Origin of the sequence: Devosia honganensis, assembly GCF_042648785.1 — a bacterium.
GTDB lineage: Bacteria > Pseudomonadota > Alphaproteobacteria > Rhizobiales > Devosiaceae > Devosia > Devosia honganensis.
Window position 1 is genome coordinate 131,097 of the sequence record NZ_JBHRYD010000005.1, and the last position, 12,435, is coordinate 143,531.

General features: G+C 66.5%; 10 protein-coding genes. 6 read left to right on the forward strand and 4 right to left on the reverse strand.

What is annotated here, in order from left to right; translation table 11 throughout:
* The first annotated feature begins 86 nt into the window (after nucleotides 1-86).
* Together ACFOOL_RS07565 and ACFOOL_RS07570 are read left to right on the forward strand one after the other, a co-directional pair.
* A complete protein-coding gene (locus tag ACFOOL_RS07565; RefSeq protein WP_380096336.1) occupies nucleotides 87-2,561 on the forward strand; it encodes a beta-mannosidase in 2,475 nt (824 codons plus the stop codon).
* A gap of 99 nt (nucleotides 2,562-2,660) precedes the next feature.
* Nucleotides 2,661-3,575, forward strand: a complete 915-nt coding sequence (locus tag ACFOOL_RS07570; protein WP_380096337.1) for a DMT family transporter — start codon at nucleotides 2,661-2,663, stop codon at nucleotides 3,573-3,575.
* Nucleotides 3,576-3,626: 51 nt separating this feature from the next.
* On the opposite strand, the gene ACFOOL_RS07575 is transcribed toward ACFOOL_RS07570, so the two are convergent.
* From ACFOOL_RS07575 to ACFOOL_RS07590, 4 genes are all read right to left on the reverse strand, one after another.
* Complete coding sequence (locus tag ACFOOL_RS07575; protein WP_380096338.1) at nucleotides 3,627-4,919, reverse strand: NAD(P)/FAD-dependent oxidoreductase; 1,293 nt, start codon at nucleotides 4,917-4,919, stop codon at nucleotides 3,627-3,629.
* A gap of 40 nt (nucleotides 4,920-4,959) precedes the next feature.
* Nucleotides 4,960-6,324, reverse strand: coding sequence for an FGGY-family carbohydrate kinase (locus ACFOOL_RS07580; protein ID WP_380096595.1), 1,365 nt, complete (start codon nucleotides 6,322-6,324; stop codon nucleotides 4,960-4,962).
* Nucleotides 6,325-6,407: 83 nt separating this feature from the next.
* Nucleotides 6,408-6,857 (reverse strand): universal stress protein, encoded by a 450-nt coding sequence (locus ACFOOL_RS07585; RefSeq protein WP_380096339.1) that lies wholly within the window; start codon nucleotides 6,855-6,857, stop codon nucleotides 6,408-6,410.
* A gap of 142 nt (nucleotides 6,858-6,999) precedes the next feature.
* A complete protein-coding gene (locus ACFOOL_RS07590; protein ID WP_380096340.1) occupies nucleotides 7,000-7,908 on the reverse strand; it encodes a LysR family transcriptional regulator in 909 nt (302 codons plus the stop codon).
* A gap of 104 nt (nucleotides 7,909-8,012) precedes the next feature.
* On the opposite strand from ACFOOL_RS07590, the gene ACFOOL_RS07595 reads away from it, so the two are divergent.
* The 4 genes from ACFOOL_RS07595 to ACFOOL_RS07610 all read left to right on the forward strand — a co-directional run bounded on the left by ACFOOL_RS07595 (nucleotide 8,013) and on the right by ACFOOL_RS07610 (nucleotide 12,425).
* Nucleotides 8,013-9,074: an alkene reductase gene (locus tag ACFOOL_RS07595; RefSeq protein WP_380096341.1), complete on the forward strand. Its 1,062-nt coding sequence runs from the start codon at nucleotides 8,013-8,015 to the stop codon at nucleotides 9,072-9,074.
* Between the two features lie 169 nt (nucleotides 9,075-9,243).
* Nucleotides 9,244-10,320 carry an ABC transporter substrate-binding protein gene (locus ACFOOL_RS07600; protein WP_380096342.1) on the forward strand — a complete coding sequence of 359 codons (1,077 nt, stop codon included), beginning with the start codon at nucleotides 9,244-9,246 and terminating at the stop codon, nucleotides 10,318-10,320.
* A 67-nt stretch (nucleotides 10,321-10,387) separates the two neighbouring features.
* Nucleotides 10,388-11,185 (forward strand): ATP-binding cassette domain-containing protein, encoded by a 798-nt coding sequence (locus tag ACFOOL_RS07605; RefSeq protein ID WP_380096343.1) that lies wholly within the window; start codon nucleotides 10,388-10,390, stop codon nucleotides 11,183-11,185.
* Nucleotides 11,175-12,425 (forward strand): sugar ABC transporter permease, encoded by a 1,251-nt coding sequence (locus ACFOOL_RS07610; RefSeq protein ID WP_380096344.1) that lies wholly within the window; start codon nucleotides 11,175-11,177, stop codon nucleotides 12,423-12,425. The genes ACFOOL_RS07605 and ACFOOL_RS07610 overlap by 11 nt, the downstream gene beginning before the upstream one ends.
* Nucleotides 12,426-12,435 lie beyond the last annotated feature (10 nt).

Here is a 12,435-nt window from a genome sequence, read left to right on the forward strand (position 1 = left end):
GATTTCACTTTTCGGCCCGATGTTCTAGAAACTGGCTCTGAAATCGATTGCACCGGAGTTTTCCGGGCCGGCTCCGGAGGAACGCCATGCACGCCGACGTCCATAACACCGCCCTTGATCTGGGCGGCACCTTCGCCCTCGTCGCGCCGGCACGGAATATCGCCACGACCATTGTCCTGCCGGGCGACGTCCATGCGGCGCTGCTGGCGGCCGATCTGATTCCTGATCCCTATTTCGGCGAAAACGAGAAACGGGTGATGTGGGTCAACCAAACCGCCTGGTCCATGGAACGCGTCTTCACCGCTGCGCCCGCCGATCTGGACGGCTATCTCACCCTGACGCTGTCGGACGTGGACTGCATCGCCACGATTCTGCTCAATGGCGAGGAAGTGGCGCGCACCGACAACAGTTTCCTGCGCCACGATATCGACGTGACCGGCAAGGTGCGGGCGGGCGAGAACACGCTGCGCATCGACTTCGCCGTCGCCGCCGACGTGGCGAGACAAAGGGCCGAGGCGCATCCCTTTCCCATCCCCTTCACCTACAACTATCTCACCAACGGACTGAAGGGCATCCATATGAACTTCATCCGCAAGCCGGCCTGCCATGCCGGCTGGGACTGGGGCATCCGCCTCATGCCCATCGGGGTTTATGGCACGATGAGCCTGCGCAAATCCCGCCTCGCCCGGCAGGAGAGCGTCGAGGTCGATCAGCGCCACGGGAAGAATTCCGTCGAACTGTCGATCAGGACACGGCTTTTCGCCTTTGCCCATGGCGTGGTCGAGCTCGCGCATGAAATCGACGGACAGGTGATCGCCGACAAGGTGAGCGTGCAGCCGGGAGAGAATGTGGTCACCCATAAGGTCACCATCGGCGATCCGCGCCTCTGGTGGCCGGCGGGGCAGGGGGAGCAGACGCTCTATACGCTCCGGACCGATCTCGAAGGCGAGGTCACCACCCGCCGGATCGGGCTGAGAAAACTCGAATGGGTGATCGAGAAGGACGAGATCGACCACACGTTCAAATGCCGCGTCAACGGCCGCGACGTCACCATGATGGGCGCCAACTGGATTCCGGCCGATGCCATCCCCTCGCGCATCACCCCGGCGGTAGTCCGCGACCTGCTCGAAAGCGCCAGGGCCGCCAATATGAACATGCTGCGCATCTGGGGCGGCGGGCAATACGAGGCCGACTGGTTCTACGATCTTTGCGACGAGCTGGGCCTGCTCATCTGGCACGACTTCATGTTCTCCTGCATGAGCTATCCGTCCAACCGCGAATTCCTCGCTTCGGTCGAAACCGAGATCACCCAGCAGGTGCGCCGCCTCAGCCACCATGCCTCCATCGCGCTGTGGTGCGGCGACAACGAGGTGATCGGCTCGCTCGACTGGTATCCGGAAACGCGCGCCGACAAGGAGCGCTATATCGCCAATTACGACCGGCTCAATTCCCTGCTGCACCGGATCGTCGAGGACGAGGACCCGGGACGCCGTTTCTGGCCGTCCTCGCCCTCGCTGGGCTATATGGACTTCTCCGATGGCTGGCATTCGGATACGCGCGGCGACCTGCATTACTGGGACGTCTGGCATTCGGCCAAGAGCTTCGACGCCTATCGGACGGTCAATCCGCGCTTCGCCTCCGAATTCGGCTTCCAGTCCTTCCCCTCGATGAACGTCATCGAGAGCTTCGCCGAGGCGAAGGACCGCAATCCGTCCTCCCCGGTGATGGAAAACCACCAGCGCAACGAGGGCGGCAATGCCCGCATCATCGAGACGATGACGCGCTATTTCCGCTTCCCCCGCGATTTCGACCAGATGGTGTTTTTGAGCCAGGTCCAGCAGGGCCTCGCCATCAAGACCGCCATCGAATACTGGCGCTCCACCAAGCCGCGCTGCATGGGCACGCTCTATTGGCAGCTCAACGACGTCTGGCCGGTCGCGAGCTGGTCGAGCCTCGACCATGGCGGCCAGTGGAAGCTGCTTCACCATATGGCTCGGCGCTTCTACCTGCCGGTCAATGTCGTGGCCGTGCCCGGCGCCGATGGCGCCGAAATAGTGCTCAAGGCCATCAACGATACTGCCCGGCCGATCTCCATCGCGCTCGAGGTCATGGCGGCAAAGGTCGGCGGAGACAGCCGGGTGCTGTTTTCGGGCCACGGCGCCGTGGGCCCGGACGGGGCGGTGGCAATCGTCGTGCTGGCGGCCACGGATCTGGCCGAGGACGAGTTCCTGTTTTTCACCTGGAGCGACGAAACCGGCAGGGTTCTGGGCGAGAACGATTATTTCCCCAGGCCCTACAAGGCCTATGAACTGGAGCAGCCCACCATCAGCGCCAAGCTCGCGGACCGCGAGGGCAGGGCGGTGCTGACGCTGGAAACCGACAAGCCCGCCTTCTTCGTCACCGCCAGCGTCGATGTGCCGGGTTATTTCTCCGACAATGCCCTGACGCTGTTGCCGGGACGCAGGGCGGAGCTCGGGTTCCATCCGCGTCATGGGGCGGCGGCAAGCGCGGCGGAGTTGCAGGATTCGCTCCGGGTGCGGCATTTGGCGGAGACCTTCTGAAGCCGCGAGGTCCTACCATACAAGATTAGGTTGACTTGGCCCTCGGCTTCCACCAGCCTTGGTCATGGCCGCCATCCCCGGCGGCTTTCGAGTTCTCGCATGTCTTCTTCCTTCGCTCCGCCCGCCGAGCATCGCCTTCTGGGCATTGCCCTGGCGCTGGCTGCCTATCTGATGTTCGCCGGTATCGATTCCTCGGCGAAATGGTTGGGACTTGTGGGTATTTCCGCCGTCCAGATCGTATTCATCCGCTATGCGATCCACCTAGCTATGGTGGCCGCCATCCATCTGCCCCGGTACGGGAGAAATCTGGTGCGCACCGGCAGCATGAAGCTGCAATTGCTGCGGGCGGCGACGCTGCTGGGCTCGACCGTGGGCAATTTCCTCGCGCTGCAATATCTGCCCCTGACGGTGACCGGAGCCATCGCCTTCACCGTGCCGCTGATGATCTGCGCGCTGTCCGTGCCGATGCTGGGCGAAACGGTCGGCTGGCGCCGCTGGAGTGCGATCGGCATCGGCTTTCTGGGCGTGCTGGTCATCGTCCGGCCCGGCACCGATGCCTTCCATCCGGCCGCGCTGCTGAGCCTGGGCGCCGCGCTCAGCACCGCCTTTTACATGCTGTTCACGCGCCGCGTGTCCGGGCTCGACAGCGCCGCCACCAGCCAGTTCTACGTCGCCGTTTTCGCCACTGTCAGCCTGCTGCCGCTGGTGTCGTTCCACTGGTCGTGGCCGACGACGCCGGACGGCTGGTTCGCCTTCTTCGCCGTGGGCATTTTCGGCTTCGCCGGCCACCAGCTCATCACCATGGCGGCGGGGCTGGCGCCGGCATCGGTGCTGGCGCCCTTCGCCTATTTCCAGATCATCTTCCTGTCCGCGGCGAGCTGGCTGGTGTTCAACCAGCCGCCCGATATCTGGCTCTATCTCGGTGCGCCCATCGTCATCGGCAGCGGCCTTTATATCTGGCTGCGCGAACGCAGCCTGTCCAAGCCGGTCACCGGGGTAGCGACGGAGCATTAGAGGCTTGCAGGTTCTGTCGGAAGCGGCGACCAGCGCCCCCGCCGGGCGGCTTCAATCCTCGTCCACTTCCTCGAGCGGCTTGTCGCTGGTGGCGTCGCCATGGGTGATGAGCCGGGCGCTGCGCTGGCCGGTGAGATAGATCCACAGCCAGCTCAGGGTGATGAAGATGCGCGTGCGGGTTTCGACCAGGAAGTAGATATGGGCGAAGCCCCACACCCACCAGGCGAGCCAGCCATGCAGCTTCACCCGGCCGAAATCGATGACCGCCGAGCGCTTGCCGATGGTGGCGAGATCGCCGGCATGGGCATAATGGAAGGGCAGGGCCCCGGTGTCGCCGGCGAGGCGCCGCCGGATGACGCGGGCGACGTGCTTGCCCTGCTGCTTGGCGGCGGGGGCGACGCCCGGAACCGGCCGGCCATCGTCATCGACGATGCTGGCGGCGTCGCCGATGACGTGGATTTCCGGATGGCCCGGAACCGAAAGGTCGGGCGCCACGCGGATGCGTCCGGCCCGGTCCCCCTCGACGCCCAGCCAGCGGGCGACCGGCGAGGCGGCGACCCCGGCGGCCCAGATGATGGTGCTCGTGCCCAGCCGCTTGTCGCCGAAGCCGACCCCGTCCGCATCGATGGCGGTGACCTTCTGGTCGAGCTCGACTTCGACGCCCATCTCGCGCAGCGAATGCAGCGTATAGGCCGATAGTGCCGGATCGAAATTGAGCAGCACCCGGTCGGCGCCCTCGATCAGCACCACCCGCAGATCCTCGGGCGCCAGCGTGTGGAACTGGCCCTTGAGGCTGGCCCGGCCCAATTCGACGATGGCGCCGGCCATCTCGACCCCGGTGGGGCCGGCCCCGATGATGGCGAAGGTCAGCAGCGACCGGCGCCGCGCCGGATCGGACTCGCGCTCGGCCGCCTCCAGCGCCAGCAGCAGCTTGCGGCGGATGGCGATGGCGTCTTCCAGGGTCTTGAGCCCCGGGGCATAGGCCTCCCATTCGTCATGGCCGAAATAGGCGTGCTGGGCCCCTGTGGCGAGGATGAGGCTGTCATAGGGTTCGCGGCTGCCATCCTCGAGCAGCACCGCGCGCGATCCGGTGTCGATGCCGGTGACGGTGGCCATCAGCACGCGGGCATTGGCCTGGCGGCGCAAGAGGTGACGGATGGGCCAGGCGATCTCGGAGGGGCTGAGGGCGGCCGTCGCCACCTGATAGAGCAGCGGCTGGAACAGGTGATGATTGCGCCGGTCGATCACCACCACCTCGGCGTCGGACCCGGCCAGCGCCTTGGCGGCGGCGAGGCCGCCAAAGCCGCCTCCCACGATGACGACACGGTGCCGGTGCTGTGCCATGGCGGCCTCCTTGCGGCGCCGGGCCGCGGGCGGTGAGGATCTAGCCGCTCACCCGCCGGCGCCAGGCTTCAACATAGGCGTCGAATCCCGCGGCTTGCAGGGGTGAAATCGCATGGCTGCCCTCGGTTTCGGGCAGGGTTCCGCCGAACAACAGGCTGGCGCCCAGACTGGTTCCGGTGCTGTCGCCCGAAGCATGGACCGGCACGCCCGCGAGCCGCGCCAGCGCCGCCCCGAAAAGCCGGTTGCGCGCCAGTGGCCCCTCCAACGTGATGCTGCGCCCCAGCCCGCACAGATCGAGGCAGGCGCGGGCCATCAGCGCCAGATAGAGCGAGGCGGCGGCGGTGCGCCGGCCGGGGGTGAGCGTGTCCGGATCGACGGTCCATCCTCCCGGCCGCGCGCCAAAGGGACCGACGCCGGGCACGAAGCTGGGCAGCGCCTGTATGTCGCCCTCGAGCACCGCGGCGACGTCCGCCGCCGCGGGCTCGGCGATTTCGGGCACCAGCAGGTCGAACTCCCGCCCGCCCATGAAGCGGGCGGTGGGCACGGGGCGGCCATGGGCATCGACATTGGCGAGGCTGTCGCGAGCGGGGTCGAGCGCTCCGACCGCCCCGCCCACCGTCATCAGGATCGACCAGGTGCCGGCGGAAACGATGGTGAAGGGCGTTTCGTGCCGGCCCAGATGCGGCAGCAGCGAGGCGTTGGAATCGTGAATGCCGCAAGTGACCGGGGTGGAGGGGGCAAGCCCCGTTCGCGCCGCCAGTTCCGGACGGAGCGGGCCGAGGATCGACATGGCGGGACGGATGGGCGGGAACAGCGCCCGCCAGCTCATGGCCTCGACCAGGCTGGAGAAATCGCCGCGCGCCGGCGCCCACAGATCGGTGTGGCATCCCAGCGAGGTGACTTCGCTGGCCAGCACGCCGGTCAGCCGCCAGGCCCAGTATTGCGCATAGGGCACGATGGCCTCGACGCGGTCGAATGCCTCGGGAAAGGTCCGCGCCTGCCAGAAGATCTGCGCTCCCAGATTGAGCCCGTTGGGCAGGCGCGGCGACAGGCTCTCGGCAAAGCCGGGGCGCACCTCGGCATAGGCGCCGGCAGTGCTTTCCGGGCCGTCGAATTCATAGTCGAGCACCGGCAGGGCGAGGCCGTCCCCCGCCAGCAGCGCCCCGGTGGCGCCGTGGGTGGTGATGGAAATGCCGTCCACGCCATGCCGGGCGCCCAGTTCCTCGAGGCTTTCGAGGATGAAGCCCCAGAGCCCGTCCACATCGGCATGGGGATAGGGCCCGTCGCCGCGCACCGCATTGGGGATGGAGCGCGCATCGACCTGCCCCCGGCTTTCGGCGTCGATCAGCACCACCTTGGCATTGGTCTTGCCGATGTCGATGACGGCGATGCGGCGGGGCGGAATCTGGGTCATGGCGGGCCCGGTGGAATGGCTTTCCCGGGCCTTTAGCCCATTTCACCCCACCGCGCCACCGCTGACATGTCAGCCTATTTGACGATCAGCACCGGCAGCTCGGTATGGGCCAGCACCTCGGCGGCCTGGCTGCCCAGCAGCAGCCGCCCCAGGCCCCGCCGGCCATGCGAGCCCATGACCACCAGGTCGGCCTTGCGCTCGCGCGCCGCGTGCAGGATGCCCTCGGCTGCCGGGCTGTTGCTGATATACATGCCGTCGATTTCCGCGCCCTCCGCCTTGGCGACCGCATGCGCCTCCGTCAGGATCGCCTTGGCGGATTCGGCCTTGGCCTTGTCGAGATCGGCGATGATGGAGCTGGTGTCCACCATCATCATCTCGGCCCCCGGCGCCAGGATGACGGACGGCTCGGTGACGGTCACCGCGATGACCTTGCCGCCGGTCTTGGCGGCGATGCCCAGGGCATGCCGGAGCGCCTTGGTGCTCAGTTCCGAGCCGTCGATGCCGCAGATAATATTGGAATACATGGCGAACTCCTTTTCCCCTGGAACCGATCCAGACCTATCCCGATATGGCGGACCCCGCTTTGATCCAGATCAGCCTGGATCATCGTAGCCTGTCCGCGGCGGAAAAAACCACCCGCCCGTGAGCCATGCCGGCGATGGCGGCTCAAAGGGCCCCCTCCTGCGCCCGGCGGACCAGTGCGTCCACCACCACGCGCACCCGGGGAAGCATCTGCCGGACCATGGGCCAGAGGGCGTGGTAGGGGGTGCTGGCCCGGCAGGCTTCGTCCATCACCCGCACCAGGGCGCCCGCGCGGATATGAGGCAGCAGCAGCGATTCGGGCATTTGGCACAGCCCGAAGCCGGCAACGGCCATGGCGATCACCGCGTCGCCATCGGTGCACAGATGTGTGGCCGCCGGCGCGATCTCGACGATCCGTCCGCCTTCGTCCGCGAGGCGCCAGCGTCCCGGCGCGCCTGCCCGGCCGCCGGCAATGGTCGCGTGCCGCGCCAGCTCGCCGATGGTCCGCGGCTCGCCTGCTGCCGCCAGATAGGCGGGGGCGGCGCAGATGACGAGGCGCTGCTCGCCCAGCTTGCGCGCGGCCAGATCGGCCCGATCGGGCAGGGGGCCGAAGCGGATGCACAGATCCACCCCCGCCTCGACGGGATCGATCACCTGATCGGAAAAGCTCGCCGCCAGCCGCAACTCCGGATGGGCCTTGAGGATATCGAGCAGCACCGGCAGGGCCACCTGCCGGCCGAAAGTGGCGGGCATGTCGATGCGCAACACGCCCCGCAGCGTGGTGGCGCGCGACCGGGCGACGTCCTCGGCCTCCCTGATCTGCTCGAGCGCCGCCTCGGTCTGGCGGAAGAAGGCGCTGCCCTCCGGGGTCGGGGCCAGGCTGCGCGTGGTCCGGTGCAGCAGCCGCACCCCCAGCCGCGCCTCCAACTGGGCCACCGATTTGGCGACCGCCGACCGCGTCATGCCCAGCTCGGCCGCCGCCCGCGCGAAAGACCCGGTCTTCACCGCCCGGATGAAGATTTCGATGCCTGCCAGACTGTTGCTCGGAGCCATGATCGCCGTCCCATTGACGAATTTGAGTTTACGATCCGGCGACTGAACATGCAATTGTCGCATGAACCCCGGTGCGCCATATGGGAGACAACCAAGGAGTTTACATGTCGCCCCTGTTCGAACCGCTCAAGCTCGGCGCCCTCGATCTGCCGAACCGTATCGTCATGGCGCCGCTGACCCGCAAGCGCGCCGGTTCCGAGCGCGTCCCCAATGCGATGATGGCGCAATATTACCGGCAGCGGGCCGGCGCCGGGCTGATCCTGAGCGAGGCGACCTCGGTGTCGCCGCAGGGCGTGGGCTATTGGGGCACGCCGGGCATCTGGAACGATGCGCAGGCCGAGGGCTGGAAACTGGTGACGCGGGCGGTCCACGAGGCCGGCGGCCGCATCTTCCTGCAGCTCTGGCATGTCGGCCGCATCTCCGATCCGGAACTGCTCGATGGCCGCCTGCCCGTCGCGCCCAGCGCCATCGCCGCCGCCGGCCATGTCTCGGCGCTGCGTCCCAAGCGTCCGCATCCGGTGCCGAGGGCACTCGAAACCGAGGAGATCCCCGGCATCGTCGAGGATTTTCGCCGCGGCGCCGAACGCGCCAGGGCGGCCGGCTTCGACGGCGTCGAACTGCACGCGGCCAATGGCTATCTGATCGACCAGTTCCTCCAGGACAAGACCAACAGGCGCACCGACCGCTATGGCGGATCGGTGGCAAATCGCGCCCGCTTCCTCCTGGAGATTCTCGATGCCGTCATCGGCGTCTGGGGCGCGGACCGCGTCGGCGTGCATCTGCGCCCGCGCGGCGAGGAGCACGATATGGGCGACAGCAATCCCGCCGCCATTTTCGGCTACGTCGCCGACGAACTGGCAAAGCGCGGCATCGCCTTCGTCTTCGTCCGCGAGATCGAGGCGGAGGACAGCCTGCTGGGCGACATCAAGCAGCGGTTCGGCGGCCCGGTCATCGCCAATGAACTCATGTCGAAGGAAGACGGCGAGCGCCTGATCGAGGCGGGCATGGCCGACGCCCTCGCCTATGGCCGCGACTATATCGCCACGCCCGACCTCGCCGAAAGACTGCAACGCGGCCTGCCCTTCAACACGCCCGACAAGAGCACCTTCTACGGCGACGGTCCCCGCGGCTACACCGACTACCCAAGGCTGTGCCCCATGCGGTAGGGCGGCGGTGCAATGATTATTGCGTATCCTTTCATCCGCCAAGAAGCATTGGCTGTCTGTTGACACATGGAATTTTGCGAGATAGCGTCGGTTGCAATTAATGTTGCAATCCGAATGGACCTGCGGGTCCGTCGGTGGATGCAAGGGTGGAATCCATGGGAGGACAAAAATGGATCGACTGCTGACGGCTATTCTGGCGACGACAACGCTGGCCGGCGCCTTTACGGGGACGGCGCTGGCTCAGGACACGGAAAAAGTGTTCTTCCTGTTGCCCAATACGACGACGATCCGCTTCGAGAGCCGCGACGCTCCGTTCTTCATCGAGGCGATGCGCGAAAAGGCGCCGAACGCCGAGGTGATCGTCTATAACGGCGAGGGCGACCCGGCTCGCCAGCAGCGCCTGATGGAAGACGCCATCGCGCAGGGCGCGGACGTGATCCTTCTGACCTCGACCGACGCCAACCTTGCCGCCGGCAGCCTGCAGACGGCCGAGGCCGCCGGCGTTCCGGTGGTGCTCTATGATCATGACGCGGTTGGCGGCAAGGCGGAAGCCCATGTCGTTTTCGACTCGCTTTCGGTTGGCCAGGCACAGGGGCAGCGGGCGGCGGAACTCATTTCCGCCATGGAGAAAACGCCGGTCAAGGTTGCGCGCGTCAAGGGCAATCAGGGCGAGTACGGGACCGGACAATACGAAAAGGGCCAGGACGAATTCCTCCAGCCGCTGATCGAGTCCGGCAAGGTGGAAGTGGTCTGCGAGCAATATACGCAGAACTGGGACCCCGTGCAGGCACAGGCCTTCGCCGAGGACTGCCTGACCCGCAACAATGGCGATGTCGACGTGTTCCTGGGCATGAACGATGGCACCACCGGCGGCTCGGTGGCGGCGCTGATCACCCAGGGCTACCAGCCTGGCGAGAAGCTGGTGACCGGCGGCCAGGATGCCACGGTCGAGGCGTTGCGCTACATCGCCCAGGGCTGGCAGGACAATTCCGTGCTCAAGGACCTCAAGGTGGAGGCGACCTACGCCGCCGATGTCGTGGCCTCGATCCTGGCGGGCAACGGCGTGCCGCAGGACCTGGTCAACGGCGTGGTCAACAATGACTACATGGACGTTCCCGCAGTCTTTCTGCCGGTCTCGAACATCACCCTCGACAACCTCGGCGACGTGGTGACGGCAGGGGTCTGGACCTGGGCCGAAATCTGCCAGGGCATCGAGAGCACCGAGGTCTGCCAGCAGAACCTCTAAGGGCCTGGAACGGCTTTTTGCGGGGGCGGATCAAGGCCGCCCCCGATCGCTCCTGGAGGAGGATGAAATGTCTCACCCGACGGCCGCAGCGGCGGCACCGGCTGGAAAGCCGCTGATCTCGATGCGCGATATCCGTAAGTCCTACGGGTCGGTGCATGCCCTGCAAGGCGCGTCGGTGGATGTGCATGCCGGCGAGGTGGTGGCATTGGTCGGCGACAACGGCGCCGGCAAGTCGACGCTGGTCAAGGTGATGGCCGGGGTCATCGGCTATGATGCCGGCGAGTATCTGCTCGAGGGTCAGCCGGCCAATATCAGGACGCCGGCCGATGCCACGGCGCGCGGCATCCAGACCGTCTATCAGGATCTGGCGCTGTGCAACAATCTCGATGCCGTGCAGAACCTGTTCCTCGGGCGGGAGCCCACCGGGCCGCTCTGGTTCGGGCGCCGCATCCGACGCGCCGAATGCGAGGTGCGGGCGCGGGAAGTATTGACCCGCATGCGGCTGGGGAACATGTCGCTGACGCGCCCGGTGGGTGCCATGTCCGGCGGGCAGCGCCAGAACATCGCCATCGCCCGCTCGATCCTGTGGACGCCCAAGGTCGTTATCTTCGACGAGCCCACCGCGGCGCTCAGCCATTCCGCAGCCGCGCAGGTCGCGGATCTGATTAGGAGCCTGGCCGATGAGGGCCTGGGCGTCGTCGTGGTCAGCCACGACATTCACCACTTCGTCGTCAATTCGACCGACCGCATCGAAGTCATGCGCCTCGGGGCCAATGTCGCGCGCTTCAACTCGAAGGACGTGACTGGCGAGCAGGTCGTCAATGCCATGGTTGGCGGCAATGAAGGAGCTAACCTTGCTGTCTAGTTCGATCACTCAGCCGCCGCCATCCGCCGGAGCAGGGAGCGACGAGGTGGCGCCCGCCGCCTCCGCCGTGCAAAAGCGCACCTTCGGGGAACTCCTCACCAGCGACCTGCGGGCGCTGCCCGTCGTTATCGGGCTGGTGGCCCTCTGGATCTTCTTCATCTTCCAGAGCGACGTTTTCCTCACGCCGCGCAATCTCTCCAATCTCCTGGTGCAAAGCACGGTGGTCGGGGTCATGGCGCTCGGGCTCATGTTCGTGCTGCTGGTCAAGGAAATCGACCTTTCCGTGGCCGCCATCAATGGCGTGACCGCGGTGCTGATGGCCAAGCTCGTCGTCGAATTCGGCGCGCCGCCCTGGCTCGCCATCGCCTTTGCCATCGTGGCTGGTGCCGTCATCGGCAGCCTGTCGGCACGGTGGGTGACGTTTATCGGCGTTCCTTCTTTCGTGGTGACGCTGGGCCTGGGGTTGGGACTCAATGGCATCCAGCTCATCCTGCTGCCCGCTACCGCGCGCTACGGGCTCATGGGCACCGGTGTTGAAGCCATCGCGCTGGCCAAGGTCGATGGCCTCGCCGCCTGGGGAGTGTTGGTGGCCGGTATCGTGCTCTATGGAACGCTGCTGGCGTCGGGCCTCGCCCGTCGCCGGCGCGCCGGGTTGCCGGTTTCGCTGCTGGGCGGTTTTGCGCTGCCGTTGGGGGTGAGCGCGCTATTGGGCGCTGCCGTCGTGGCGATGCTCAATGCCCACCAGGGCATTCCGGTGGTGACGCTGATTTTCGCGGCATTGCTCGGCCTGGGAGGCTACGTGCTCAAGGAAACCCGGTTTGGCCTCCACCTTTATGCGGTGGGCAACAACGAGGAAGCCGCTCGGCGCTCGGGCATAAAGGTGGCATACGTGAAAATGGCCGCCTTCGCCATTGCCGGGGGCGTTTCGGCGCTGGCGGGGGTGATCGCGGCTTCGCGCAGCCTCGGGGTCGGCGTCTTTTCCGGCGGCGGCGTCGGCGGCGGCACGCTGCTGCTCGAATCGATCGCGGCGGCGGTGATCGGCGGAGTCAGCCTGTTCGGCGGGCGTGGCTCCATCCACGCGGCGCTGCTGGGATGTCTGGTGATCGGTTCGGTGCAGAACGGGCTCAACCTGATGGGTGTCGACAATGAGGTGCGCCTCATCGTGACGGGGCTGCTGCTGGTGCTTGCCGTATCCATCGACAAGCTGATCGAAAAATTCACCGGCCAGCAGAGCTTCTAGGAAGGATCGC

Bases quoted from the DNA above. Each gene is read 5' to 3' on its own strand.
- ACFOOL_RS07565 (WP_380096336.1), top strand. From the start codon at position 87: ATGCACGCCGACGTCCATAACACCGCCCTTGATCTGGGCGGCACCTTC.
- ACFOOL_RS07570 (WP_380096337.1), top strand. From the start codon at position 2,661: ATGTCTTCTTCCTTCGCTCCGCCCGCCGAGCATCGCCTTCTGGGCATT.
- ACFOOL_RS07575 (WP_380096338.1), bottom strand. From the start codon at position 4,919: ATGGCACAGCACCGGCACCGTGTCGTCATCGTGGGAGGCGGCTTTGGC.
- ACFOOL_RS07585 (WP_380096339.1), bottom strand. From the start codon at position 6,857: ATGTATTCCAATATTATCTGCGGCATCGACGGCTCGGAACTGAGCACC.
- ACFOOL_RS07590 (WP_380096340.1), bottom strand. From the start codon at position 7,908: ATGGCTCCGAGCAACAGTCTGGCAGGCATCGAAATCTTCATCCGGGCG.
- ACFOOL_RS07595 (WP_380096341.1), top strand. From the start codon at position 8,013: ATGTCGCCCCTGTTCGAACCGCTCAAGCTCGGCGCCCTCGATCTGCCG.
- ACFOOL_RS07600 (WP_380096342.1), top strand. From the start codon at position 9,244: ATGGATCGACTGCTGACGGCTATTCTGGCGACGACAACGCTGGCCGGC.
- ACFOOL_RS07605 (WP_380096343.1), top strand. From the start codon at position 10,388: ATGTCTCACCCGACGGCCGCAGCGGCGGCACCGGCTGGAAAGCCGCTG.